Here is a 23504-nt window from a genome sequence, read left to right on the forward strand (position 1 = left end):
ATTTACCTGGAATTATGGAACAGCTGACCTTTCACTAAAATTTTGTGGTGAATGGTTGTACGTTCTAAGATATGCTTTAGCCGCTTTAATATCCTCATTAATCTGCGCGAGCAAAGCATCCACTGACGTGAATTTAACCTCATCCCGCAATTTGTGCAAGAAAAACACTTGCATTAATTCACCATAGACCGATTGATCAAAATCAAACAAATGAACTTCCAAAATATTTTTACTACCATCTACTGTGGGACGACGTCCCACATTTGCTACTCCATACACCATTTTAGAGACAATACGAACTTGAACAACAAATACTCCATGTAAAGGCAAAGAATAGCGATGAAGAGCAAGATTTGCCGTAGGAATACCCCACTGACGTCCACGGCCATCTCCATGCAATATACGCCCACAAATACTGTAAACCCTGCCAAGGTATTTTGTCGCCGTGTTCAAATCACCTTTTTGTAAAGCACTCCTAATCTTTGTTGAGCTAATTCGGTCTTCATTGATGCAAAAATTAGAATAAATTGTAACCTCACAGGCGTATTCTTTACTGAGTGCTTTGAGTAAATCTATGTCACCTTCTCTATTTTTACCAAAACGAAAATCTTCGCCCACGAGAAGGTGTTTCACATTTAACATAGAAAACAAATAATTCCGAGCAAAACTATCTGCGGATGTTTGTGCCAAGTGATTATTAAACTTAAAACAATAAATGTAATCAATCTGACAACTGCGTAATACCTCTAGTTTTTCTCTTAAACTTGAAAGTCTTGCCGGTGCTTTCTCTTTCTGGAAGTATTCCCTAGGCTGTGGTTCAAATAAAACAAGAACCAAAGGCAGCTTTAAGTGATTTGCCTTAGCCTTTAAAGTTTTAATAAGACTTTGATGACCTAAGTGCACTCCATCAAAATTACCTATAGTTGCTACCACGCCTTTATTAAAAGCAGAAAAATGTTGAACACCACGCAACAATTTCATAAGTAGATTCATCATATAAATCGGAATTTAGTAGTATACCGGTTTTCTAGTCTCTTGAGAAATACAATGAGGGACAAACTTGAATTAAGAAAAAATCATAAGCTCATGAAACTAAGGATCTCTGCTACTGAAGAAACCCTTAGTTCCAATAATAAAATATATATTAATGGGTTTGTGCTTGTTTCTCTGGAAGAACGGCTCGTACAATTAATACATCACACTCAGCACCATGCAAAATTGAGTTTGCTGTCGATCCTAACAATAAAGACAGGCCATGTTTTCCATGACTCCCTGTAACTATTAAATCAATATTTCGCTCTTGTGCTACTCTTAATATTTCATTTTTGGTAGAACCAAACTCTATGAATCTATGTTTTGCATCTACCCCTAATTTTTCACCTAATTCATTAAGCTCTTTTTCAGCTTGCTCCCGGATAGACATTTCAACTTCTGCAAACCCAGCAAATCCAGGATAAGCATAAGCAGGAATAGGCTCTACGACATGAACAAGTATTAAATCAGCCCCATTTTCATCAGCAATTTTTTTTGCTTTATGTGCTGCTATAATGCCAACCTCATCAAAGTCCGTAGCAAACAATACCCTCTTATACATCTTTTTCTCCTTAAAATTCTTATACTATTTAAAGACTAGCAGATTTAAAACTTATTGCATTATAAATGGAGACTTGAAGAGAGTACATGGTTCAACTTTTATTTTCTTACTTGAGTGCGTTGGCATCATTGAATTAATTAACATTTTTATTTTTTAAGCGAATATGTTCCTCTGCCTTGGCAATCGCTTTTCGAATCGACTGAGCTTCTTCCGATTGTGCGGGCACTAGATTTAACAAACGTTGCCAATAATCTATTGCATCTTCGTACGCATGACTGGTGAATGCATCCATGGCTAGCATAGACAAAGCATCAGGTTGGTTTGGATTGGCCTTTAACAGCCGACTAAAAATTTCTGTAGTTTGTTCCGTAAATTGATAATTATTAAGCACCCATAAGCTATGGGCATAATTCACCGCATACTGTTCATTTGTTGGTTCAAACTGATAAGCCTTTGCAAAAGCATTGGCCGAATTTTGTTTTTCATTTTGGCTACTATATAAGCGACCCAAAAGATACCAACCCTTAGCACTTTGGGGACTGTCATCTAATTTTGCATGCAATTTCTCAATTAACTCTTGTGGACTCTTGATGCTCTTAAGCACTTCATTCGCTTTTTTTTGCGAATCCAGGAGATGTACATACTGTTGCCATGAATCAAAACTCCCCCAGTAAAAATAACCTGAAAATGCGGTTACAAAAACAATTGGAAGCAGTAAAAAACCGGCAAGCAAGCGACGTCGCAAAGGATAAATAATAAAAATACTAGCTAATACAGTTAGTCCAAACAGTAAACTTAGCAACCACCACTCATTCATAATAACTCACTTTTATAATACTTGGGTAAGCGAAACATATCTGTTACAACGCTTGCTTATTCTTGCGAGTCGCCAAGCAAGTTCGCCAAAAAATAATAAGCCCCAGTAATAAAAATAAAAAAGGACCATACCACAATAAAAGAGTAATTGATTTCACTGGTGGTTTAAATAAAATAAAATCACCGTAGCGTGCTGTCAGATAATCACTGATTTCACTATCACTTTTACCCTCTTTAACCATTTGGTAAACTTGATCACGTAAATCTTTAGCTAATTCTGCATTGGAGTCTGCTAAGTCTTGATTTTGACAAACCAAACAACGTAAATCTTTTAAAAGATGATTAAATTGGACTTCTTTTTTTGCTGAATCAAAAGGATAACTACTGTTTGCCCAACCATATGAACCCAAAAAAAGAAAAAGAACACCCAAAATAAGTTTGGTAAAAATTTTATTCATCAAGCCCCCTCCAATTGTTTCATTAAGGGAGCAATTTCTTTTAACCAAGTTTCTTGGTTTATAACACCCGCATGGCGATAACGAATAACTCCTTTTTTATCAATCACAAAAGTTTCGGGTGCTCCATAAACTCCTAAATCAATAGCAACTTTTCCTTTCCTATCTTGAAAGACTTGCTTGTAAGGATTTCCCCATTGTGACAACCATTGCAATGCAGCAGTTGAAGTGTCTTTGTAGTTTAATCCGTAAATGGGTATTCCTTGACGAGCTAATTGCAACATAAAAACCTGCTCATCCACACACGCCGCACACCAACTAGCCCAAACATTTAACAAAACTACTTGATCCCGAAGCTGACGGGAGTTAAAAAAAGACTCCGGATTTTGCAACTGAGGTAAACGGAAATCAGGTACGGATTTCCCGATCTGAGTAGAAGGCAATTCATGGGGATTAAGAGACAACCCTCGCCAAAGAAAGACACTTAGCAGTAAAAAAAGAAAGATAGGAATACCTTTCCAACACATTTTTATCATACGGTAAGCTCCTGGGTTCCTACTACGACTGAACGCCTTCGTTGATAATATCGTTTATCGGTCAGGGCAAGAAAACCACCGGCTAAAATCATAAAACCACCAAACCAAATCCAACGGATAAAAGGTTTATAATAAAGCCGTACAGACCAGGAGTCATTGGTTAAAGGTTCTCCTAAAGCCACATAAATATCCCTAAATGGCGTAACATCAATTGCAGATTCCGTCATAGGCATTTGCCCTACAGTATAAAGTCTTTTTTCAGGATAAATAACGTTCGCTTTGCCATTATAGCTTATTCTAAATTGAGCTCTAGTGCCTTTGTAATTTGGGCCAATAAGCGGTGCTTGACGCATAAATTCTATAGAGTAACCAAGTAAATATGCTTTTTTTCCTGGTGCCATCTGCACATCATCCTCTACTCCATAAGCAGTAGAAACTGCAATGCCAATTACTGTAGCAGCAACGCCCAAATGAGCTAAAACCATACCCCAGTATGCTTGACCTACATGGGATAAACCACGCTCCGTGACTCGTTTATATGCTGCCTGAGCCGTACTTAGAATCACCCAAAAAGACAAACACAATCCCATATAAGCTGAAGCGTCAAATTCCTTGGTAACCATTAACAAAATAAATGGAAGTAATAAGCTCAGCGCAGCCGTTCCACAAAATTTTTTTAATACTATCCGCCAATTATCTTTATTCCACTTTAAATGAATGCCAACTCCCATTAATAACAACATTGGAACCATCAACGGAACAAATACTGAATTAAAATAAGGAGCTCCAACTGATAATTTACCTAATCCTAAACCCTCGATAAGAAGTGGATAAACTGTGCCCATTAGAACTGTAAGCATAATAACCACTAAAAAAACATTATTTAATAGCAAGGCACTTTCCCGAGAAAAAGGACTTGGATTATTTTCTGAATGTAATGTTTGTGCTCTAAAAAGAAATAATACCAAGGAGCCGCCAATAACAAAGAGTAAAAATCCTAAAATATATAATCCACGTTGGGGATCAACAGCAAATGCATGCACCGAAGTTAGAACACCCGAGCGAACTAAAAAAGTGCCAATTAAGCTTAAAGAAAAGGCTGCAATCGCAAGCAACATGGTCCACGCTTTAAATTGTTGTCGTTGTTCTGTCACCGCTAAAGAATGTAATAGAGCTGTTCCAACTAACCAAGGCATAAATGAAGCATTTTCAACAGGATCCCAAAACCACCATCCCCCCCAACCTAACTCCCTATAAGCCCACCAACTTCCTAATGTAATCCCGGCTGTTAAACAACACCATGCAGCCAATGTCCAAGGCCTTGTCCATTTTGACCAACTTGCCTCCACTTTGCCGGCCCACAGAGCCGCAATTGCGAAAGCAAAAGCCACAGAAAAACCAACATACCCCATATACAACATGGGGGGATGAAATAAAAAACCCGGATCTTGTAATAATGGGTTCAAATCACGCCCTTGTGTATTCAAAACTTGAAATTGGCGTAAAAAGGGATTGGATGTGGTCAATAAAAAAAGAATAAATCCAATACCTAACCAACCTAAAACGACTAAAACCCGTGTACGCATCTCCCGATCAAGACCAGAACTGAAGAAGGCGACTAACAAAGTCCAAAAACTAAGAATTGAAACCCACAAGAGCATAGAGCCTTCATGTCCGCCCCATACTGCACACAGTTTATAAAACCAGGGTAAAGAAATACTTGAATTACTCACCACATAAATCACTGAAAAATCATCCTGCAAAAAACACAGGGTAAGCAACAAATAAGACAAAGCGATAAAGAAAAATTGACAAATTGCATACACTCGGGCGGTATTCATCCAGTCACTACGATTCAGTTGTACCCCTGCTAAAGGAATCACTGCTAACATCATGGAAGCAATCAAAGCCAAAATTAACGAAAACAATCCTAATTCTGCAATCATGAAGACACCTTTTTAGATAAAGCAGCCTTTACTTCAGGCGGCATATAATTGGCATCATGTTTTGCCAGTACGTATGTAGCACGAAAATGTTGATTATCAATGAGTTGTCCCTCAGCAACTATACCTTGCCCTTCTCTAAATAAATCCGGAAGAATGCCTGTATAAGTTACAATAATTGTTTGATCAAAATCAGTGACCTTAAATTGCACTTCTAAACCCTGCGGGGCACGAATAATTGATCCCTTCTCTACCATACCACCTATGCGAATCGAATGGCGTTGTGGGGCTTCACCTGTGATAGCCTGAGTTGGTGTATAAAATAAACTAATGTTTTGTCTTAGCGCATATAAAACCAATGCAGCAGCTATAGAAATAACGCCCAAAGTAAACAAGAGGATGATTAACTTACGTCTGCGTGTTGAGACCATTTTCTATCGCTTAAACCATTGTTGTAATTTTTGACGTGTTTGTTTTCTTTTCCATTTCATCCCTAATAAATTCATGACTAATACCACACTAACTAAGCCATAAGCTGACCAAACATAGATGGAGTACCCACCCATAGTAAGCCATTCTAAAAATTGATTCACTTAAACTCCCCCTCAAATTGAATCTTGACCCAAGACTGCCTTTTTTCTCGAAACAATAACTCTTGACGGGCTTTATCTAAAATAATCCATAGGCAATAGAGAAAAAAACCAGCAAGAGTGAACAATAAAGGATACAACATACTGCTATCAATCTTAGGTTTAGCAAAAATGGATAAAGTAGAGCCTTGATGCAAGGTATTCCACCAATAAACGGAGTAGTGAATAATCGGCAAGTCAATAATACCGACTAAGGCCAAGATAGCAATAATTTTATCGCCATCTTCTTTATTTTTTGCAGCCTGATATGTGGCTAAAATTGCAGCATAGAGCAAAAAAAGTGCCAACTCAGACGTTAAACGTGCATCCCAAACCCACCAAGTACCCCACATGGGCTTTCCCCAAATACTACCGGTGGCTAAGGCTAAAAAAGCCATATAAAGGCCAACTTGCGCGACAATGTGGATAAGAAGGCCCGCAATTTTAATACGCCAAATTAAAACCAACACTGCTAAAAAGCCCATCCACATATAAAGTGCCATGGATAAAAACGCAGTAGGTACGTGAACATAGATAATACGAAAGGCATCCCCTTGCTGGTAATCAGGTGGAGCAAATGCCAATCCCCAGACTATGCCTACGATGAGTAGCACTATGGAGCCCACTGCTACACTCGGCATAATGCGTCCAGAAAATGTGTAAAAAAATTTTGGTGATGCTAATTGGTATAAAAATTTCCACATAGGAATAATTGAAATCAAAAAAACCGGATTTTATCATGTATCCTGATTTTCTCAAAACACGATGAATAAATTATTCAGCATAACTAATACGCATTATCCCAGCAATTGCATAAGGTAAAAAACCAATGGCGATCACAGACATCGCCAACAATAAAGCCAAATAAGCACTTATGGGCATGTCTTGCATCGCTATATTCAAAGTCCCACTTGCAAAAATCAATAAAGGTAAGGTAAGTGGTAATAAAATCAATGCCATTAAAACACCTTTTTGATTGCCAACTCCAAAAGCAGCAACCATAGCGCAAAGAAACAATAAAGCTGGGGTTCCGCAGATAATAGTCAAGGCCAATACCCATGTCTCCCACACACTTAAAGAAAACAAGACAGCAACTACAGGACATAATACCAGCAGTGGCAATAAATGAAAGAACCAATGCGCAATCACTTTGGCACTCACAAGCAATGGTAACGAATAACCTGAAACGAGCCATTGCTCAATAACGCCATGATCATAATCCTGTTGAAATAAACGTTCGGCAGAAAGCAAGAACGATAAGAGAATTGCCATCCAGACTAACCCAGGAGCTATAGTACGCAATAAGGTTACCTCTGGTTTTAACGTAAGAGGAAACATAAAAAGAAAATTAAGAAAAACAAACAAGAGTTCACTAAAAAACGCGGTTGACGTACTTGAATCAATAATTCACGCTTACATTGTTTTAAAAACAAGGAACAGGTAGAACTCACAAGCAATACTCCTGATAGTCAGAGCGATTGAGAGATAAATTCTGATGTGACGTTAATAAAACCGCCCCACCTTGCTTTCGATGAGCCTCTATTCTAGCCATAATCACTGCAATCGATTTTTCATCCAACGCCACTAAAGGTTCATCAAGAAGCCATAATCTGGCACTGGACATCCATAAACGCAACAGACCTACTTGCCTGCGTTGTCCTGCTGATAATAGACCACAGGGAAAATCCAGATAATGCTCGAGTTTAAAAATTGCCGCCATCTCATCTATTTCTTCAATTTTTTTGGATAAAACAGGTGATGCATGAAGGTCGAAATAACAATTTTCTCTTAAAGTTAAACTAGGATTAATACCCGTCTTATGACCAACAAAGCACAATTGCTGTTGATAAGCAGGTCGATCTTTATCTATATTTTGTCCAAAAAATTGAATTTCACCATTCTGAGGACGATATAAACCTGCGATTAATTTTAATAAAGTCGTTTTGCCTGCCCCATTTGCTCCACGTAGATGAAGCAATCCTCCCGTGGACAAACGAAAAGATACATTATTTAATAAAAGTTGATCCTGATAATCAAAATCAAGATTAATCACATTAAGCATAGATAAACGATACACTGTAGGTTTTGTCAACGATCTGCAAATTGCAATAAAAATGAATTTATTGAGCTTTAATAAATCCTAGAGCTACTTTACTGCACCCAGAACTACAAATTATCCCAGGATAGTACTAAATCTAAAAAACAAAACAAGTTTTTTAGTTTAATTAACTCATGTGGACTATTTGCACGGCATAGAAAATCACTTCTATGCCGAATATGAGAAATGAATGTACGGTGATTACAGTGCTTTGTTGCTGTTAGCGCTGGTTAGTGCAAGTTCATCCATCGCTCTGGATAAACCTGATTGTTTCCCTTTCGCGAAGAGACCTATTCCTGCAGCCAAAATACCTACCCCCACAGCCGCAGTTACAGCACCCGCAATTACACCAATACCAGTGGCGGCCAATGTGACACCCACAGCAGCAACTGCTAATCCTAACGCAACCATTAAACCACCAAGAACTTTCATACCCATAGAAGGCTTACCTTGAACAGTTCTAGCTTCGGTTTGGTAATCCTTAACTGCCATTTTACCCTTTAACAAAGATTGAGTATTATTTAGAACTTTTGTTAGATCGATAATTGATTCGTTACCTTCAGTTTTTAATGCTTCGATTTGGCTAACGACTTTCTTAGCATGTTCTCTAATTTGAGCATCCAAAGTATCTTGTTGTAACTGTTCTTTTAATTTTTGTAGTGCACTCTTATAGTGGGCTAGAGGCGACGTAGATGAGAAAAAATCTATCAGTGGATGCAATATGACTGTTTTAAGGTTAAAAATATCAGTTTCGCGAGGAAATGTTGTTTTTATGCGAGCAGAATCAAAATGGCTTTCAGCTAACTCTGGATATCGAGTCATTTCATAAGCAAGAAATGCTTTTTCTAATGTTGAATTACGCATAAAAGTGTTTTCGCCTGCATCTGGTGCTCTCTGGATTATGCGCTGAGTTAAAGTATGCAAAACCTCGGGACTTAATTCTTCACCAATTGTTTCAACAAAATCTTTGATCGCATCCATTTGTGTATGGTTTGAATCAGTAACCGGTTTATTTGGATCCACATAGCCATTTGCAGGAGAACGTTTAAAAGTATTTGGATGAAGCAGTTGCTCGAGTACTTGATCGGAAATTGTTCCGTTTTTTAAAGACTTACCATATTTATTCATTAAGTTACGTGTTTGTTGCAAAGGCATACTATACTCCCAAAAGCCCAAATACAGGTCAAATTATATACAATTTAGCTTAAGGAAATATTATCTACACGCAGATTTGAACGACTCCAAATTATTTGCTTGCTATCAACTAAAATTGAATCGCTAATCGCGGATTTATATCGAACTAAAAAATAAGTTACTTTTTGAACAAAAATTAACAAACTTCACTGTGATTTTTTAATAAAATAAAAAATAATGAACTTTTTTTAAAAAAAACTGCGATCAACACTTGACTCAAAACGTATCTCAGAGTCTAATAGCAACCCTCGGGGCCAGATAGCTCAGTCGGTAGAGCAGAGGACTGAAAATCCTCGTGTCGGCAGTTCGATTCTGCCTCTGGCCACCATGAGAACCCGAGTATAATCAATAAGTTACAATCGTTGGCTCTTTCCCATTTAAGGGGGCAGCTTTAATCACGCGTAGAGCACTCTAATAGGCACCCTATAGTTTTCAAAATTTCTAAAACCGTACGTCCTTCGCTGAATGAGTTTCATTTTGCGATGAAACCCTTCTGTTATTCCGTTTGATTTACTAAACCGCCACATTCTGGCCCACTTCATCTTTCCAAGCACAAAGTGTTTTACCTAATGAAGCTAATGCTTTAAAACCACTTTGCTTTAACTCATCTAACATATCCAAGAAAGTAGGTATTACTTTACGGCACTCATGCTGTGTTAATGCCCTTTTCATTAATAGTGAGTGCAGTTGTTGCTGAAATTGATAAATAGCTTCTATTGCGGGATTTTCAGTGAGAAACGCATCTCTTTTGACTTTCTTCTCATCACTTAAGTTATCAGGTCTTGTTCTCAATAAGGCTAAGATGCCTCTATTGTTTTTAATTTCAGTGGAGAGTTCTCGACAGGTCATCATACACTGATGTTGAATTAAACGAATTACATGAAACCTATCAGCCACTATCATTCCATTAGGAAAGTATTTCTTTACTAAAGAACGGTACGTACTACTTAAGTCCATACAAATCATTTTGACACCTTCTTTTCCAGGTAATTGCTGTAGATATTCTTTTAATTCTTGCTCACGACGGCCACGAACCACATCAAATACCTTATGTTTTCTGAGGTCACAAAACGTTGTAGCGAAGCCTTCTTTCTTACTAAATAAATGTTCATCAATACCAAGCACTAGCGGGCATGGGCGATTGAGTAACTCTCGATTTTGTTCCTCATAATGCCGTTGATACCAGCGCTCTATGGTCGCTTTCCCTTTCTTATAACGTTCCGATAGGTCTTTTTGTGATACTCCTCGACTATGTTCATGAAATACTGCTGATTGAGCTCGCCATGTAGCTCGTTGATGTTTATTAATACCTGGAAATTGTTGATTCCCATAACGACCACAATCATGACAATATAACTTATAGGCTTTAAACCGTAATATACTGCGCCTATGACCTATCAACTCATGATGAACTTCCCGTATATAGGATGATTTCTTGCGTACCTTTTTACTATGACAATGACCACAACGTGCTAATCGATTATAAAAAACTTCTAATAATAACGGTTGATAACCGCTCACTTTTACTATAGAAAATCCAGGTAAATTTAGGATAAGATTCTTCCTAGGCACTTTAATCTCCTTTTTGATCGCGAAATCAAGGATTTAGTCTAGACTAATTTGATTAAAGTGCCCCCTTTTTTGGTGTAGAGCCGAGTTTTTCCTAGCGAGGCTAACGTTTTAAATGCGCTCTGCTTGTCTGCTTCTTCGAGGTTGCTCGAACCAGTGCTTTTTCGAATTCTGCATCCAAAGACCGCTTTATCGATATGCCAATACTCCCCTCTTTTTAAAGGACGGGAATGGCAAGACTATTAACTAAATCAAAATTTAAGATGGCTTTAGAATACCCGACAAAGCGTTGGTATTATGATCGTCCCAATGAATATACAAATCCGATTGTAAGGACATACAATTAGTACTTGCCATTGTAGCAGTTTAAGTTAAATCTAAGTGGTTATAAATCAAACATGACCTTGTTTTTCCAGGATCCTGCCCGAGTGCCTGTTATAATTAACTAAAGTGGACAAATTTGATAAGTACCGTTTTGGCATTTTAGGCGGCCTCATTAGCTGCTATCTATGGTCTCTTCAGCATGCTGAATGATAGGCGGTATCTTTGTGGTTCTCATCTACTCAAGCATTGGCACCAAAAGACTTTACTTATCGTTCATCATATTCTCGCCAATCTTCTGTAAGTAGCACTAATTCATGATCACGCAAATCCGGATCTGGTTTAGGATTACCTTTAACGTCAAAGCAAACGTCGGCAGTTTTATCTTTCTCTGAGAGTGCTGTAAGGATCGATTTATTCAATGGTGCAGTTAATTTGAAACTTACATTTTTTTTCTCATCTCAGCGCATAGGCCTTAACATAGGAGCCGGGTTATGCAGCACACCTTTGTCACTCTTATTTTCTTTGGCAATCGAGAAAAATGACTGCCTGTTTTGGGGTAAAAGATCCTTATTTGAAAAAAATACTGCTTCCTTATTTTCATTACTATAATCAGTTTTTACAGGCAATAACGCTAAAATAATCTTTAAGCTTTCAGCATTCATAGCAGCACGATCAAGTACTGTCTTGCCATATTCGTCTTGAATCCTCACTGCCTCTAAGCGCTGATTTTCTGGCAATAACGCTAGAATGGCCTTTAGACTTCCAGCATTGCTAGCAACCTTATGAAGTATTGTATTGCCAGATTTGTTTTGAATCATCACCGTCTCTAAACGTTGATTTTCCGGCAATAACTCTAGAATGGTCTTTAGGCTTTCAGGAGTATTAGCAGCCTCATGAAGTACTGTATTGCCTTCTTTACTTTGAACCATCACTGCCTCTAATCGTTGATTTTCCGGCAATGACACGAGAATGATCTTTAAGCTTTCAGGAGTATCAGCAGCATAATGAAATACTGTATTGCCTTCTTTACTTTGAACCATCACTGCCTCTAATCCTTGATTTTCCAGCAATAACGCGAGAATGGCCTTTAGAGTTTCAGAATTATCAGCAGCCAGATGAAGTGCTGTCTCGCCATGTCTGTTTTTTTGTTTTATTGCCACTTCTTTTAGGGACAAGATTTTTTGTGCGATACCGAAATGGCTATTGATTAGTGCTGCCATCAGCGGAGTCTTTTCTCCTGGATAACTGACCCCATTGACTTTAGCACCGTGTTCCAAGAGTACATCAAAAATGTCCTCATCTCCTTTCTCAGCAGCCCAAAATAAAGCGGTTTTCATGTGGGCATCCAAGGTTTCAAGACAAGCTCCGTGCTCCAGCAAATCGTTCACCATGGCTAAGTCTTTGTTTTGAACGGCGAGGATAAGCGGTGTATTTTCATCATTATCTTTGATGTCCAGTTGCGCCTGCGCTGCAATCAATTGTTGGGCAATATCGCGACCCACTTCGTTTTTATCTTTGTAGAGCACTTTTTCAAGGGCACGGATTAAAGCGGTATTGCCGTCTTTATCTTGGATGTTTACATTAATGCCCCGTGCCATGAGGGTGCTGATGCTCTTCTTGTCGGCATTTAAGGTGGCAAGATGCAAGGCGCTTTGCCCCTTTTTGTTCCTCGCATGAATCGCAGCACCTTGTTCCATAGCGTCAAAATCAATGATTCCCTGGTCTAATTGGTGCAGATAATCCCGGTTAGTCGCTAACAGCGCGTCAAAGGCTTCTTGGTGATGAGAGGCGTACTCACCTAATAACTGAAGTAACTCATCGTTTCTGGTAGAGAGGACAAAAGCAAGGACTTGTTGCAAGGCTTCGGTGTTTTGCAATGCTTCCTGGGTGCTGAATAATTCTTGGAAAAAGCGCTTCGTCTCTTCTGCAATCATGGCTTGCAATTGGGAAGAGGCTACCTTGCCATAGAAAAGGTAAGGCATGGTCGCACAGGCCAAGGGAAGCTGCGATTTAGAATCGCAATACCCTGCATAATCCTGAAAGTGTTCTTTGACAGCTGGATAATCTTTGCAGGCCACTTTACGCGTGATGCCACTTTGTGCCCCTGTATTCACGTGGGTGATGTGATGCTTCTGACACAGGGTGTGGCCCAGCAAACGAAACATATCCACCACCTGAGCTATTTTTTCTTTTTTCACTGCAGACTCAATTGAATCCAAACACAACCCACCCTGTTGCCCTTTCCATACCCAGGATTGCGCCAAAATGGCATCATCCAGCGATGGGTTTTGCGCCTCACCTTGGCATAAAACATAAAACCCACCATTAGGAGAGGCAATACCATGAATCACACACTCACTGCCTGCACCGCCAAGATACTGGCAGCAATGAGTTATTTTTCCAAGACAGGCCGCAAGTGCGGCTCCCTTATCACTGGTCGTATCGAGTTTTTTAATATAAATCCCAGGATAGCCAATCTTTTTCCCATCAATAACCACAGCAGGAATTGTCTTCTCTGCATTATCGCGCTTGAGTGCATAAAATTGCTCTCTATTTTGGGGACTGATGCCGTTTTGAATTAAAATGTTTTGGGCTGCACTGCTTTCTTGTTGGTACTTGGCATAAAAGGCTTCCAGAACAATCATGTCAATATTTGCTAAAGGTAATCGTCCCTGGCAAAGAGAAACAAGTTGGGTTTGCAGCTCAAATAGGTGTTGACTGAATACTTTCAGCTGTTCCTCGCGCACCCTTCGTTCTTCGGGGTGAGTCAAGGGCTTTTTCTTAAGGTTCTTATATTGTTTTGCTACCGTAGAGAGTTCCTTTTTGACGTCTTGAATTTTATCCCTTATTGCCGCATCGAACTTTTGGCCTTCTTGTTTCGTTGCTTTCTTGCCCATCCTCCCCATCGTCTCAATAGCTTCTGCATGCGGCAAAAGAGCACGAAAACGGGGATTAGCGAGGTACAGATTGGCCAGTTTTATCCATTGCGGCAACGCGCACGTATCGGCTTGGGGCAGCTCAAATAAGCAGGCATCATGAACCAGATAGTTATAGACATTTTGGTCTTTAAATTGGAGCAAATAATGCAATACCGCTTTTTCATCCTTAAAAATCGTAGCTAATTTCAATGCATGGTCTTCAGCCACCCCATTGCACTCCACAATAAGGGCTAATCGACATAAAGGAAGCACTTTTTGATAACATGCATGATTTTGCACCTGATGCGGTGGATGAGTGGGGGTAGGCAGTGCCGTTGCTTCAATAAAGTCACCTAATCCCCATTGCTGCAACGTGACCTTCATAAAATAAGCAGCTTCATCACCATAGTCATCGTGAACGCGATTGATTAACTCATTGGCTTTGTCGCTAAAGACAAGTGATTTTTGTTGTAATCCCTGAATAGTTTGTAGCTCTTGTAGGATATCCAGCATGGGTAAGGGTGACATATCTTTTTTCTCTAAGGTTGGAATCATGCAAGGTGGTCAAATCAGTCATTTTTACTAACCACACAGGGGTTGATGTTTATATAAGTAACAAATAAACATAAAAATGACTAATTACATTCCAGTATGAGCATACATTAATCTATATGGTTGTTAAATATAACTGTCTAAAATGAACAGGTTAAAAAAGCTGGAAAAATGACGAAAATTTAAACCAAACTTTAAATTGTAGAATTGCTTAAGACGAGCAAATAAAATGAGGTGGACTAAATGAAAATAAAGTTTTTTTAATAGGCGCAGGTGTTGGTGCGTTGACCATCGGATATATAGCTAGCAAATGATTATTAAATACAGCGATTGCAAATCCGGCTCTATCAGCAGCGATTGTTGTTGCAGGAGCTGTTCTTTATAAAAGCAATAATTAAGAGGTTAGATTAACCGGGCTTAAAGGAGGGGCAATTGAGCTAAATTAGGGAAACGCTAAAGCTCAACTATATTTCCAAAATTTGTTGGACGGGACTTAGATTTGTGTTTGAAATAATTCTTCAATTCTCGGTTGCCTGGTTTTTTGAGTAACTCATCGCAAGAGTTTAATGTTTGGTTTATAAAGCTAAGTTGTTTATCAATTTTCTCAAGAGCAACAGGCATATATTTTTCAAAATAAGTTAATATCGAAACCACTGGTTCTTCATCTTTTAAAGTCTATTTCATTTTATTAAAACGAGAGAAATGGCCGATTATTTCGTGATATTTGTTGTTAGCCAAGTAAAAAGATTGGAGCATTAGAGAATCTCCAGATTAATAATTTTTCATGCTTTTTAATTTAAATAACATATCGCTCAAGTCATTAATACAAATAGCTATTTTTTCATCATAATCAAAGTCTTGTACAATATAAACGATATCTTCTGGTGGTGATTTTGCTTTTAACAATTTAATTTTTGACAGTTTATCTTCAATTTCTTTTTTTGTTTACTAATTCTGAGTATTGGATAGACGAAATAAAAAAGAGCTTACATGATAAAGCATAAATATCATTCCTTAAACGAGTATTAGCACCATATTTTTGTTTAAAATGATTGATTAGAACTACGATTAGAGCACCAATTATTCCTGATATAACAAATTTGCCAGTATTCAGCAATATTTGAATATAATCCATCAATTCGGACTTCAATGTTTACTCAATGCATTACCAGATCAATGGCTACAAGTTGTTTGTCTGGTAGGTATTTATACCTTCGAAGAATGATTCGGGAATGGTTACGCATTTTTGCTCTTACACTCTCCCGCTTTTGCTAACCAATACTAACATTATTACAGATTTTTTGTGTTAATTCATGTGCTATTTTTTTAATGTTTCATCACATACTCTCTAATGGTACTTTCATTTTCTGCTAAAGCCTCATAAAAAGCGAGTTCACCATCATTTAAGCCAAGATCTCGCTCATGCTCAATCTTTTATAACCTTCCTGGGATATTTAAACCCATTGGTAAATAGATTGTAATGATATTTACCAATGGGGAATTTGCGTATTTGAGTAAGACACTGTTATACATCGTAGGACATTTGCAGTGGTTTCCTGAGATATAAATTACAATAAAATCAATAAGTTATTTTTCATCTGGTGACTGAAAATCCTCGTGTGGGCAGTTCGATTCTGCCTCTGGCCACCATGAGAACCCGAGTATAATCAATAAGTTACAATCGATATACCAAACCCTTAAAAATCCTATGCGGGGATTTTGTGAGGCACAGATGACACAAGGTTATAAGCTAATCACATTATCAATTTGTGTTGTTCTTTTCTCTTTTCTTAAGTTTGGGTTGCGAAGTAAAGTGAGCACCACCCCGCTTTTCTGTTTTCGCAAACCTTACTTGTAGCTTCATATAGATTCTGCAATTCAGCTGAGGAAGAAGCCGTTGTGATCCGTCCAGAACGATGCTCTAACAAATCCTGCCGCTCTTCAAAGCTCACCCCTACAGAACGCAACCGCCGTCCAAAAGTATATTTTATATCATGAACACGTACATATTCTAATCCAGCTCTCTTTTGAGCCCCCTTCCATGCAGTATTATGTATCCGATTCATTGGCTCGCCATTATAAGAACGCTCAAAACTATTACCAGATCTTGGAGGATTTATCATGTTCTTTGTTTCTAATTGAATTTGATTGTTCGGCAGATATGCTTGTATCTCCTATTAGCAAATATGGTCCAAAAGACCGAGATAAAGGTGAAAGAGTAAGTTACTTAGCAAATGAGCTTGAACAACACTTAAAACGACACTTCTCGAAGGACAGCTAACTCAGAACGACCACTTTTGGGGATTCTTCCACACGACACCTTTTGGCCTAACTGGTGAAACAGCAAAGAATACTATGATGCTGCATCGATTTCTAACGACTCATATTAAAGGCACCGGCAAAGAAGAAATAAAATAGTCTTATCACAATCATTGAATTATTCAATTTCCCTTTGTGAGACAAGGTATTATATAGTGACTCATATCTTAGGGATAAATAAACGCAAGAAAATATATGAAAAAAATATTAATGCCTCTAATGCTATTACTTAGTCTATGTGCTTACTCAAATTCACATACCGGCATGTTTAACTGCTTCGGTCTAACCTACTCAACGACAGAGGTCACATGTAAGTTTCCGCAGTATTTTATTAAAGGCCTCGGCAAAAACATATATTTGACCGAGTCTCCAGATGTGATGCAAGCGATCTGTCAGCAGTATGGGGACGGTATTTATCTGAACTACGAAACGACTACAATTAGCTTTTTATCAAGTATCTCCGATGGTCAACCAGATATCAAAGAAAGCCAACCGATAATAATAACAATAACGTGTAATTACCATCGCTGACATCATATCTGGTGGTAAGGATACTAAAAGAATAATAATCCACCAAATATTAGCGATATGGAATATACGGATTCAATGTAATAAACCATCCCACTTAGTTGGAATTTATTCGGCTTGATACCTTTATTTTCAATTATCACTAAGGATGGTCGATGAGGACCTGAATAATTGCTACTTACATTTGGCTTTTCTTTTCTCCCTATACCATTCTTAAAATCAATAAGCAGACCGCATTAAATATCTATAAAAAACAATGCAGTTAGTGTACTCTGACGATTTTTTATAGGCAAGTTTTGAAAAATGATAAGGATTGAGGAGTTACTCGGAAAATCACCTGAGGAATATGGTTATCAGGAAGCAGGATGGCAGATTAATTTGTTGCGAGATTGGTTTGAAAAACAAGGCGTGTCTGCTTGTGATAACACGTTGGTAACATCACTTAATCGATTAGGCTTTGTGTATAAACGATTTTCAAAAACGTTACCTGCAAATGCTCCATCCTCGACTGAGAAAAAAGTACGAATAAGTGAGATTGTTGAGGAGATTAGGAAAGATAGTGGAACGGATATTGAAATACTTTTCGCGGATGAGTCTCATTTTTCAAACCAACCATATGTCAGTCGAGGTTGGTTTAAAAGTGGTAAAAAAGTAGTCAATACTGTGAAAGCCAGACTGAGCAAGGCTATTTTTGGCGCATTAAACATGCGAACAAGCTGATTTTATTGGAAGCAGGCGGATACAGGAAATAGCCAGCAATTGATCCTGTTCTTGCATCAACTTCATCAAGCAAATCCTAATAAAAAGTTAATGATCGTTCTCGATAATGGACCAATACACAAAAGTAAGAAGGTTCAGAGGTTTGTTCAAAAGAATGACTGGGTGCAACTTCTTTTTCTTCCTGCATACTCACCTGAATACAATCCAATTGAACGATTTTGGCAATGGTTAAAGCAGAGAGTCTGGGGTTCTAAGTCATTTTCTACTATGGAAGAGCTCTTACAGAAAATACGAAAGTTAGTTTGGCACTTTCATGAAGGGAGGACGGTTTCAAAAATCAATTTTAATTATAATGCTTATACTGATTTGTTATAGATATTTAATGCGGTCTGCTTATGTATCCTAGCCATTGGTTAGCCATTATAAGTAAACACAAATTCTTCATGTTTACCCCTCTGGCTTTCAACAGCCTCCTTTGCCGTTTGGTTACATACTACCAGACGCTCTTCACCATTTCTAACGAGCTCAGGCGGGATAATAAAACCAATAAATGTGACATCTCTGGAATGGCGGAGCATATGGGGTGTGAATTCAAAATGCTCATGCTCTGGTAAGAATGCTAAAGCTTGCTTTAATACCCGCTGGCAAATTCGATAAACATCTTGGGTTTGTATCCGAGTCCTATATCTAGTTATAAATAACGGCTCATCTTCTTGTGCATCCCGTTGCTCTAAATACTGGTCTAAATACTCCCTACTCTCTTTTGGTAATGGAATTTTTTGACTGATTCGCTTCGACTTATGGTGCAGAACATTAAACAAACGCTTCGCGCCAAGGAAGGCGGAACGCCAGGGCGTGTAGTCCGGGATAGGTTGCGATTTACACAGACAGCCCGCCAGGGATGCGTAGTAAATCTTTCAGCAACCGTTAGGTCATTGGCGCAGGTATCCGTTTTTCTTGTTCAGAGCAAACGTACCGTAGACAGGACGCTCAAGGCCTTTAACCTGTCGCGTTGGTGAGTGAATTCTGGGGACTGGGATGTCCCAGAATTTATAACAAGGTAGCCACACGCTTGCCTATTTATCATGATAAATAGCACCAATAAACCAGATACTGTCAAACAAGCCTTTAGACCCTGGCGGTCACACGAACAAAGTGCAGGCAAATCTCCTATGAGTTATGGGGCAGGTCAAGGGACTATGGGGTGATTATAGTCCTTCGAAAATCTGCCGTCATTTAGGGATTAGTCCAAGTAAAAAATTATTATCTGTTCAGAATACTAGCCTTCAGTTGGTTGAGGTAAAATGGAAGCCTACGGAGCTTGATTCAGAGTTTCTATCGAATAGCAATGCGCTTTGTAGTGTTGAACCAATTTTTTCGGGGAAAGATCAAATTATTGAAAAAACGTGACTAATACATCGATTTTAAAAAAGCGATTAATTTGTGCTTTTTTAAAGCAAATTGGTGACTCAAATTTTCTATTGTCTCAGGTTTAATGGATCAGACTTTTATAGATTTTTTAACTTGCATAATTATTATTAAAATGTATATCATTTAACTTCTGTTTGAAAAATCAGTTCTTCATAAACTTTTAACTAACAGATCTAATCTTTTAACTCTTAATAGAAAAGGACCTAAGAGATGAAAAAATTTCTACTTGCCGTACCATTATCCTTTGTATCCATGGTATCCAATGCTGGCCTTTCTTTACTTGATAATGTTGTGCTTATTTATAGCGGTCCTGCTACAAAAAATACTCACACGCTTCCTGAAATTTTTAAAAGTGTTTGTGCTCAAACTCCTACGGGGGTATGTACGCCAACAACTACAGTACCTATGACAAATGCAAAAACAGGAAGGTTTGTCGGAGAAATTCATGTTTGGACCAAAGACGGCACAACTGGTTCTTTTGGAACCAGTTGTTTTACGGAACTCATTGAATATAAGTTAATAGGTGGGTCTATTTATACTATAGGGAACACAAATGGAACCTGCGGTGCTGCTGTTGATCCCAGTTTAGTACCTGTCCCTTCCTCCGGTCCCAGTGATCCTATAGTGCTTGTTGGTGGTGGTTCCGGTAAAATCGTTGATGCAAACGGATTCTATTTTTATTTGAAGGATGGAAAATATGTTGATAGAACGTATGTAGGCCTTGGTGTAGGTGCTGGTGGAGTACCTGAAATTAAGAATTATAGTGGTTTGTATTTTCAATTAATGCCAAAGTTCAGAAAGGTTTCTGATAATCCTGCATCATAGACAATGACCATATCCCATATGCACCTTCTGGAGTTATATGGGATATTGGTGGTGCTTTCTGTATAGTGGGAAAAGCATTACAGTTTTGAATTAATGACCGAGCCACTTTTCTGCTACCTGCACAGCATGTTTAAAACAGGGCTTACGAATAAAACCGTTTTAATGGATACCTGGTATGCGAGCAGCATGTTGATGTTACTTAGCCTGACGCTCTCATATTATGGCTTAGTAGAAATTCTATTGTAAATGGAGCTCAAAATTCTATTAAGATAGCATTAGAAGTTATTTATTTCTGATAATCGAATTTTGAGTCATGATCTATTAGTAAAAAATAGGATTACTTTAAAAAAGTTTAATCAAGGATGCATAAAAGCAAAATTTTGAAAGCAAAGCATACCCCTATAGATATAGAAAACATTCAATTAGCTGAAAGATCACAAATATTTTCAGATTAGCTACAAAAAAGAATCGAATCATAATGTTATCCATTTAACATGGGCATTGGCATTGATATCATATTCATTAGTAATGCATTGATTTCTAGTATACAGTTACGAAACAGTACAGGGCTCAGAACTGTAAGTTTTTCCACTGTGGGGAATTTGCGTACGACACTGTTTTACATCGCAGGACTTTGGCAGTGGTTTCCTGCGATACAAATTACAATAAAATCAATAACCTATTTTTCAACTGGGTGACTGAGAATCCTCGTGTCGGCAGTTCGATTCCGCCTCTAAACACCATAAAAACCCGATTATAATCAACAAGTTGAAATCGACATACAAAAATTCGAAAATAGCTCTTTCCCATTAAGGGGATAGCTTTAATCACCCGCAGAGGATAACACGTGCTCTATCTTCTTAACTCACTATACCTGCTTTGCTACAATAGATTCATTTTCAGATTCAACTGCAGTAGTTGAGTTGAAACCCTTCTTAACTAAGTATATTCTGGAGAGTTGCTGCGATAACAATAAAGTGAAGTTAGGCTCAGATTTCAACTCCTTAACATTATCCCCCGCTGAATTTGATATGATACACACTAATTCCTCGATGCTGAGATTGGCAAGATCAGTATTCATACATGCACAAATTATTGCCGCCCCTGCCGTAAGCTCATCTGGCAGAAAAAATTTTTGATTCATGGCGCGATTTACAAACAAGTCATATGCAGCTCGCGAAATCCATTTTCTTGACAAAGCATAATCAAAGATACTTTTAATGTCTTTAAAATTTTCGTTGACGCTATGTATTTCGTCGAATTTGGCCATTTTACTCTCGTTTTAGGAGTCATATGATAGTACCTCTTGTGTATCACTCTTGCTATGCCGGTTAGATCTACTAAACACTTTATTAATTTCCTCTTTCAAAAAGAGGCAATTATAAATCATTTTGAATAATTATTAAACCATTTTTTATTTCCTTAAAGAGTAGTCAATGTTTGGAGCTATATTCCCACCAAAATAACAACAGAGCCTGTTTTCAGGGATATTTATTACATAAAGAAATAGCAATATTGAAATTACATATATAATTCCTGGCATATACTCTCGTCAACTATTAATGGCAATGCAGGACTCCAAGCTACATGGCAAAGCAGCCGATAAATCTGACAATAATGTGAGTGCAAATTCTGCAACTCGCCTGAAGAATAATGTGTAGTGATTCAGCCTAAGCGATGGCCCAATAAATCCTGCCTATCTTCAAAAATCATGGTCTATGCAACCCACTGTAAAGGTATGCTTCAGATCATCATCGAAACGAATATAATTTATGGCAGAGGCAGTTCTGGGAGCATAGTATAAAAAATGATAAAGATTTGGTTTGTAACACAAACATTTACTAGGTCAACCTTAGGGAGCTAGGCTCCCTAGGTAAAATAGATACTTACATACCTTTTGTATATCTTATAGGAGCTTCATCTGACTGGTTATTAGAAGAATTTATTAGATCAGTCATATCGCGACCATTTATAATAATTCTATTGCCACCAATAAAAGACATACCGCTAATGGAAACAGAATTACTTTGACGATTAGGTTTATTACGTTTAACACCATTTTCGTAAATATCACCACTCATAGTCTCAATAGTTGTAGATCTATCTACGCGTTGAACTTTTACATCACCGCTCATTGTTTTAAGAGTCGAATTGCTTCCAACAACTCCTGCTTTAACATCACCACTCATCGTCTTTAAAGAGCAGCGAACACCTACATCTCCTATTTTATATCACCACTCATGGTTTTAAGAATTGAGTCAGCGCCAACATTTCCTGCTTTTATATCACCACTTTGGGTGGAAAGCTTACAATTGTTGCCGATATTTCCATTCACATGTAAATCGGAAGATGTAGAGGAAATAGTTACTCCATTCTCAATATCTCCCTGAACAGCTAAATTTTTACCTGTATTTACTCCACTGATTGACACATTATTCATAAAAAATGAACCAGAAATTACTACGGAATTATTTTCTTGCGCCACCAATCTAATTTCAGAGTTAGTGCCTACATTACCATCAACAATTAAATTTCCATCTTTAATAATTACGGTGGCATTTTTCCCAATACTCTTTGTTACTCTCACATCACCTTTATATTCAAAATGTTCATTGTCTTTGACTGTTTCAATTGTTATGCCCATTTCACTACCTTAAATTTGAAATTAATTATTTTGCCCAAATTTAATACAATCAAAAAGTGTAATTATTCTGAACTCATTAGAATAAGTTCATACGCTTGATCTCAAAATTTGAACGGACAATTAATCGCTTAGAAAATAAAAGTAGGTTTTGATGCCGGCATTAGACCACTTAAGCCCCTCTAACGATTACAGAAGGAATTTCATCAAAAATTCAACTATGAATCTAATGAATTAAATCAATATGTGATATTAATTATTTTAATATCACATACAAAAGGTAAAATTCAACTAATAAAGAATTACTTAAAGCCTTAATCAAAAAAACTTAAGCGCGTGAAAAAAATTATGGGTGCGCTATAAATTTACTAAAGCACATGCGGAAGAGTAAAAAAATTATTAGCCCAATAGA

General features: G+C 37.8%; 22 protein-coding genes, 1 tRNA gene and 2 pseudogenes. 4 read left to right on the plus strand and 21 right to left on the minus strand.

All coding sequences use genetic code 11. The features are described from left to right. Positions 1–12: 12 nt before the first annotated feature. The 12 genes and pseudogenes from ribF to EL220_RS11260 all read right to left on the minus strand — a co-directional run bounded on the left by ribF (position 13) and on the right by EL220_RS11260 (position 9226). On the minus strand, positions 13–981 hold the full coding sequence (gene ribF, locus EL220_RS11205) for a bifunctional riboflavin kinase/FAD synthetase (RefSeq protein ID WP_027272322.1): 969 nt from the start codon (positions 979–981) through the stop codon (positions 13–15). Between the two features lie 163 nt (positions 982–1144). Then, a complete protein-coding gene (locus EL220_RS11210) occupies positions 1145–1594 on the minus strand; it encodes a universal stress protein (protein WP_027272321.1) in 450 nt (149 codons plus the stop codon). A 133-nt stretch (positions 1595–1727) separates the two neighbouring features. Then, a complete protein-coding gene (locus tag EL220_RS11215) occupies positions 1728–2411 on the minus strand; it encodes a tetratricopeptide repeat protein (RefSeq protein ID WP_027272320.1) in 684 nt (227 codons plus the stop codon). A gap of 43 nt (positions 2412–2454) precedes the next feature. Next, positions 2455–2868: a cytochrome c-type biogenesis protein gene (locus tag EL220_RS11220; RefSeq protein WP_027272319.1), complete on the minus strand. Its 414-nt coding sequence runs from the start codon at positions 2866–2868 to the stop codon at positions 2455–2457. Then, positions 2868–3401: a DsbE family thiol:disulfide interchange protein gene (locus tag EL220_RS11225; RefSeq protein ID WP_027272318.1), complete on the minus strand. Its 534-nt coding sequence runs from the start codon at positions 3399–3401 to the stop codon at positions 2868–2870. Before EL220_RS11225 ends, EL220_RS11220 begins: the two co-directional genes overlap by 1 nt. Continuing rightward, the gene (locus EL220_RS11230) at positions 3398–5347 is read right to left on the minus strand and encodes a heme lyase CcmF/NrfE family subunit (protein ID WP_027272317.1); all 1950 of its coding nucleotides are present in this window, start codon (positions 5345–5347) and stop codon (positions 3398–3400) included. The genes EL220_RS11225 and EL220_RS11230 overlap by 4 nt, the downstream gene beginning before the upstream one ends. Then, positions 5344–5775: a cytochrome c maturation protein CcmE gene (gene ccmE / locus EL220_RS11235; RefSeq protein WP_027272316.1), complete on the minus strand. Its 432-nt coding sequence runs from the start codon at positions 5773–5775 to the stop codon at positions 5344–5346. Before ccmE ends, EL220_RS11230 begins: the two co-directional genes overlap by 4 nt. Positions 5776–5778: 3 nt before the next feature. Next, complete coding sequence (ccmD, locus tag EL220_RS11240; protein WP_027272315.1) at positions 5779–5937, minus strand: heme exporter protein CcmD; 159 nt, start codon at positions 5935–5937, stop codon at positions 5779–5781. Then, positions 5934–6677, minus strand: coding sequence for a heme ABC transporter permease CcmC (gene ccmC, locus EL220_RS11245; RefSeq protein WP_035906603.1), 744 nt, complete (start codon positions 6675–6677; stop codon positions 5934–5936). Before ccmC ends, ccmD begins: the two co-directional genes overlap by 4 nt. Positions 6678–6747: 70 nt before the next feature. Beyond that, positions 6748–7424 (minus strand): annotated as a pseudogene (gene ccmB / locus EL220_RS11250) (heme exporter protein CcmB). After that, entirely contained in the window at positions 7421–8035 is a 615-nt protein-coding gene (gene ccmA, locus EL220_RS11255; RefSeq protein WP_027272312.1) for a cytochrome c biogenesis heme-transporting ATPase CcmA, read from the minus strand. Before ccmA ends, ccmB begins: the two are co-directional and overlap by 4 nt. A 237-nt stretch (positions 8036–8272) precedes the next feature. Continuing rightward, positions 8273–9226 (minus strand): VipE, encoded by a 954-nt coding sequence (locus tag EL220_RS11260; protein ID WP_027272311.1) that lies wholly within the window; start codon positions 9224–9226, stop codon positions 8273–8275. 291 nt (positions 9227–9517) lie between these two features. Here EL220_RS11260 and EL220_RS11265 point away from each other — a divergent pair. After that, a tRNA-Phe gene (locus EL220_RS11265) sits at positions 9518–9593 on the plus strand. A gap of 67 nt (positions 9594–9660) precedes the next feature. On the opposite strand, the pseudogene EL220_RS11270 reads toward EL220_RS11265, so the two are convergent. The 5 genes and pseudogenes from EL220_RS11270 to EL220_RS11295 all read right to left on the minus strand — a co-directional run bounded on the left by EL220_RS11270 (position 9661) and on the right by EL220_RS11295 (position 16694). Continuing rightward, positions 9661–10837 (minus strand): annotated as a pseudogene (locus EL220_RS11270) (ISL3 family transposase). A 587-nt stretch (positions 10838–11424) separates the two neighbouring features. Beyond that, positions 11425–11577, minus strand: coding sequence for a hypothetical protein (locus EL220_RS11275; protein ID WP_197720962.1), 153 nt, complete (start codon positions 11575–11577; stop codon positions 11425–11427). Between the two features lie 39 nt (positions 11578–11616). Further along, positions 11617–14631, minus strand: a complete 3015-nt coding sequence (locus EL220_RS11280) for an ankyrin repeat domain-containing protein (RefSeq protein ID WP_128130895.1) — start codon at positions 14629–14631, stop codon at positions 11617–11619. A gap of 1154 nt (positions 14632–15785) precedes the next feature. Beyond that, the gene (locus EL220_RS19670; RefSeq protein WP_128130987.1) at positions 15786–15872 is read right to left on the minus strand and encodes a hypothetical protein; all 87 of its coding nucleotides are present in this window, start codon (positions 15870–15872) and stop codon (positions 15786–15788) included. Positions 15873–16418: 546 nt separating this feature from the next. After that, a complete protein-coding gene (locus EL220_RS11295; protein WP_051544800.1) occupies positions 16419–16694 on the minus strand; it encodes a site-specific integrase in 276 nt (91 codons plus the stop codon). A gap of 1084 nt (positions 16695–17778) precedes the next feature. Between EL220_RS11295 and EL220_RS11300 the strand changes: the two genes are divergently transcribed. Both EL220_RS11300 and EL220_RS11305 read left to right on the plus strand, forming a co-directional pair. After that, the gene (locus tag EL220_RS11300) at positions 17779–18195 is read left to right on the plus strand and encodes a hypothetical protein (protein WP_128130896.1); all 417 of its coding nucleotides are present in this window, start codon (positions 17779–17781) and stop codon (positions 18193–18195) included. 51 nt (positions 18196–18246) lie between these two features. Continuing rightward, on the plus strand, positions 18247–18570 hold the full coding sequence (locus EL220_RS11305; RefSeq protein WP_164838763.1) for a transposase: 324 nt from the start codon (positions 18247–18249) through the stop codon (positions 18568–18570). Between the two features lie 38 nt (positions 18571–18608). On the opposite strand, the gene EL220_RS11310 is transcribed toward EL220_RS11305, so the two are convergent. Next, positions 18609–19016 (minus strand): tyrosine-type recombinase/integrase, encoded by a 408-nt coding sequence (locus EL220_RS11310; RefSeq protein WP_027272382.1) that lies wholly within the window; start codon positions 19014–19016, stop codon positions 18609–18611. A gap of 820 nt (positions 19017–19836) precedes the next feature. Between EL220_RS11310 and EL220_RS11320 the strand changes: the two genes are divergently transcribed. Then, positions 19837–20451: a hypothetical protein gene (locus EL220_RS11320; protein WP_027272381.1), complete on the plus strand. Its 615-nt coding sequence runs from the start codon at positions 19837–19839 to the stop codon at positions 20449–20451. An 868-nt stretch (positions 20452–21319) separates the two neighbouring features. On the opposite strand, the gene EL220_RS11325 is transcribed toward EL220_RS11320, so the two are convergent. The 3 genes from EL220_RS11325 to EL220_RS11335 all read right to left on the minus strand — a co-directional run bounded on the left by EL220_RS11325 (position 21320) and on the right by EL220_RS11335 (position 23095). Beyond that, positions 21320–21721, minus strand: a complete 402-nt coding sequence (locus tag EL220_RS11325; protein ID WP_027272380.1) for a hypothetical protein — start codon at positions 21719–21721, stop codon at positions 21320–21322. 616 nt (positions 21722–22337) lie between these two features. Further along, positions 22338–22640, minus strand: coding sequence for a hypothetical protein (locus EL220_RS11330; protein WP_128130898.1), 303 nt, complete (start codon positions 22638–22640; stop codon positions 22338–22340). A gap of 32 nt (positions 22641–22672) precedes the next feature. After that, positions 22673–23095 carry a hypothetical protein gene (locus tag EL220_RS11335; protein WP_128130899.1) on the minus strand — a complete coding sequence of 141 codons (423 nt, stop codon included), beginning with the start codon at positions 23093–23095 and terminating at the stop codon, positions 22673–22675. Positions 23096–23504: the final 409 nt, after the last annotated feature.

This window comes from Legionella sainthelensi (genome assembly GCF_900637685.1).
Taxonomy (GTDB): Bacteria; Pseudomonadota; Gammaproteobacteria; order Legionellales; family Legionellaceae; genus Legionella; species Legionella sainthelensi.

What these genes read in the sequence shown, in the direction of transcription:
- ribF (WP_027272322.1), bottom strand. Translation starts at nt 981, where the DNA reads ATGAAATTGTTGCGTGGTGTTCAACATTTTTCTGCTTTTAATAAAGGC.
- EL220_RS11210 (WP_027272321.1), bottom strand. Translation starts at nt 1,594, where the DNA reads ATGTATAAGAGGGTATTGTTTGCTACGGACTTTGATGAGGTTGGCATT.
- EL220_RS11215 (WP_027272320.1), bottom strand. Translation starts at nt 2,411, where the DNA reads ATGAATGAGTGGTGGTTGCTAAGTTTACTGTTTGGACTAACTGTATTA.
- EL220_RS11220 (WP_027272319.1), bottom strand. Translation starts at nt 2,868, where the DNA reads ATGAATAAAATTTTTACCAAACTTATTTTGGGTGTTCTTTTTCTTTTT.
- EL220_RS11225 (WP_027272318.1), bottom strand. Translation starts at nt 3,401, where the DNA reads ATGATAAAAATGTGTTGGAAAGGTATTCCTATCTTTCTTTTTTTACTG.
- EL220_RS11230 (WP_027272317.1), bottom strand. Translation starts at nt 5,347, where the DNA reads ATGATTGCAGAATTAGGATTGTTTTCGTTAATTTTGGCTTTGATTGCT.
- ccmE (WP_027272316.1), bottom strand. Translation starts at nt 5,775, where the DNA reads ATGGTCTCAACACGCAGACGTAAGTTAATCATCCTCTTGTTTACTTTG.
- ccmC (WP_035906603.1), bottom strand. Translation starts at nt 6,677, where the DNA reads ATGTGGAAATTTTTATACCAATTAGCATCACCAAAATTTTTTTACACA.
- ccmA (WP_027272312.1), bottom strand. Translation starts at nt 8,035, where the DNA reads ATGCTTAATGTGATTAATCTTGATTTTGATTATCAGGATCAACTTTTA.
- EL220_RS11260 (WP_027272311.1), bottom strand. Translation starts at nt 9,226, where the DNA reads ATGCCTTTGCAACAAACACGTAACTTAATGAATAAATATGGTAAGTCT.
- EL220_RS11280 (WP_128130895.1), bottom strand. Translation starts at nt 14,631, where the DNA reads ATGATTCCAACCTTAGAGAAAAAAGATATGTCACCCTTACCCATGCTG.
- EL220_RS19670 (WP_128130987.1), bottom strand. Translation starts at nt 15,872, where the DNA reads ATGCGTAACCATTCCCGAATCATTCTTCGAAGGTATAAATACCTACCA.
- EL220_RS11295 (WP_051544800.1), bottom strand. Translation starts at nt 16,694, where the DNA reads ATGAATCGGATACATAATACTGCATGGAAGGGGGCTCAAAAGAGAGCT.
- EL220_RS11300 (WP_128130896.1), top strand. Translation starts at nt 17,779, where the DNA reads ATGATAAGGATTGAGGAGTTACTCGGAAAATCACCTGAGGAATATGGT.
- EL220_RS11320 (WP_027272381.1), top strand. Translation starts at nt 19,837, where the DNA reads ATGAAAAAATTTCTACTTGCCGTACCATTATCCTTTGTATCCATGGTA.
- EL220_RS11325 (WP_027272380.1), bottom strand. Translation starts at nt 21,721, where the DNA reads ATGGCCAAATTCGACGAAATACATAGCGTCAACGAAAATTTTAAAGAC.
- EL220_RS11330 (WP_128130898.1), bottom strand. Translation starts at nt 22,640, where the DNA reads ATGAGTGGTGATGTTAAAGCAGGAGTTGTTGGAAGCAATTCGACTCTT.
- EL220_RS11335 (WP_128130899.1), bottom strand. Translation starts at nt 23,095, where the DNA reads ATGGGCATAACAATTGAAACAGTCAAAGACAATGAACATTTTGAATAT.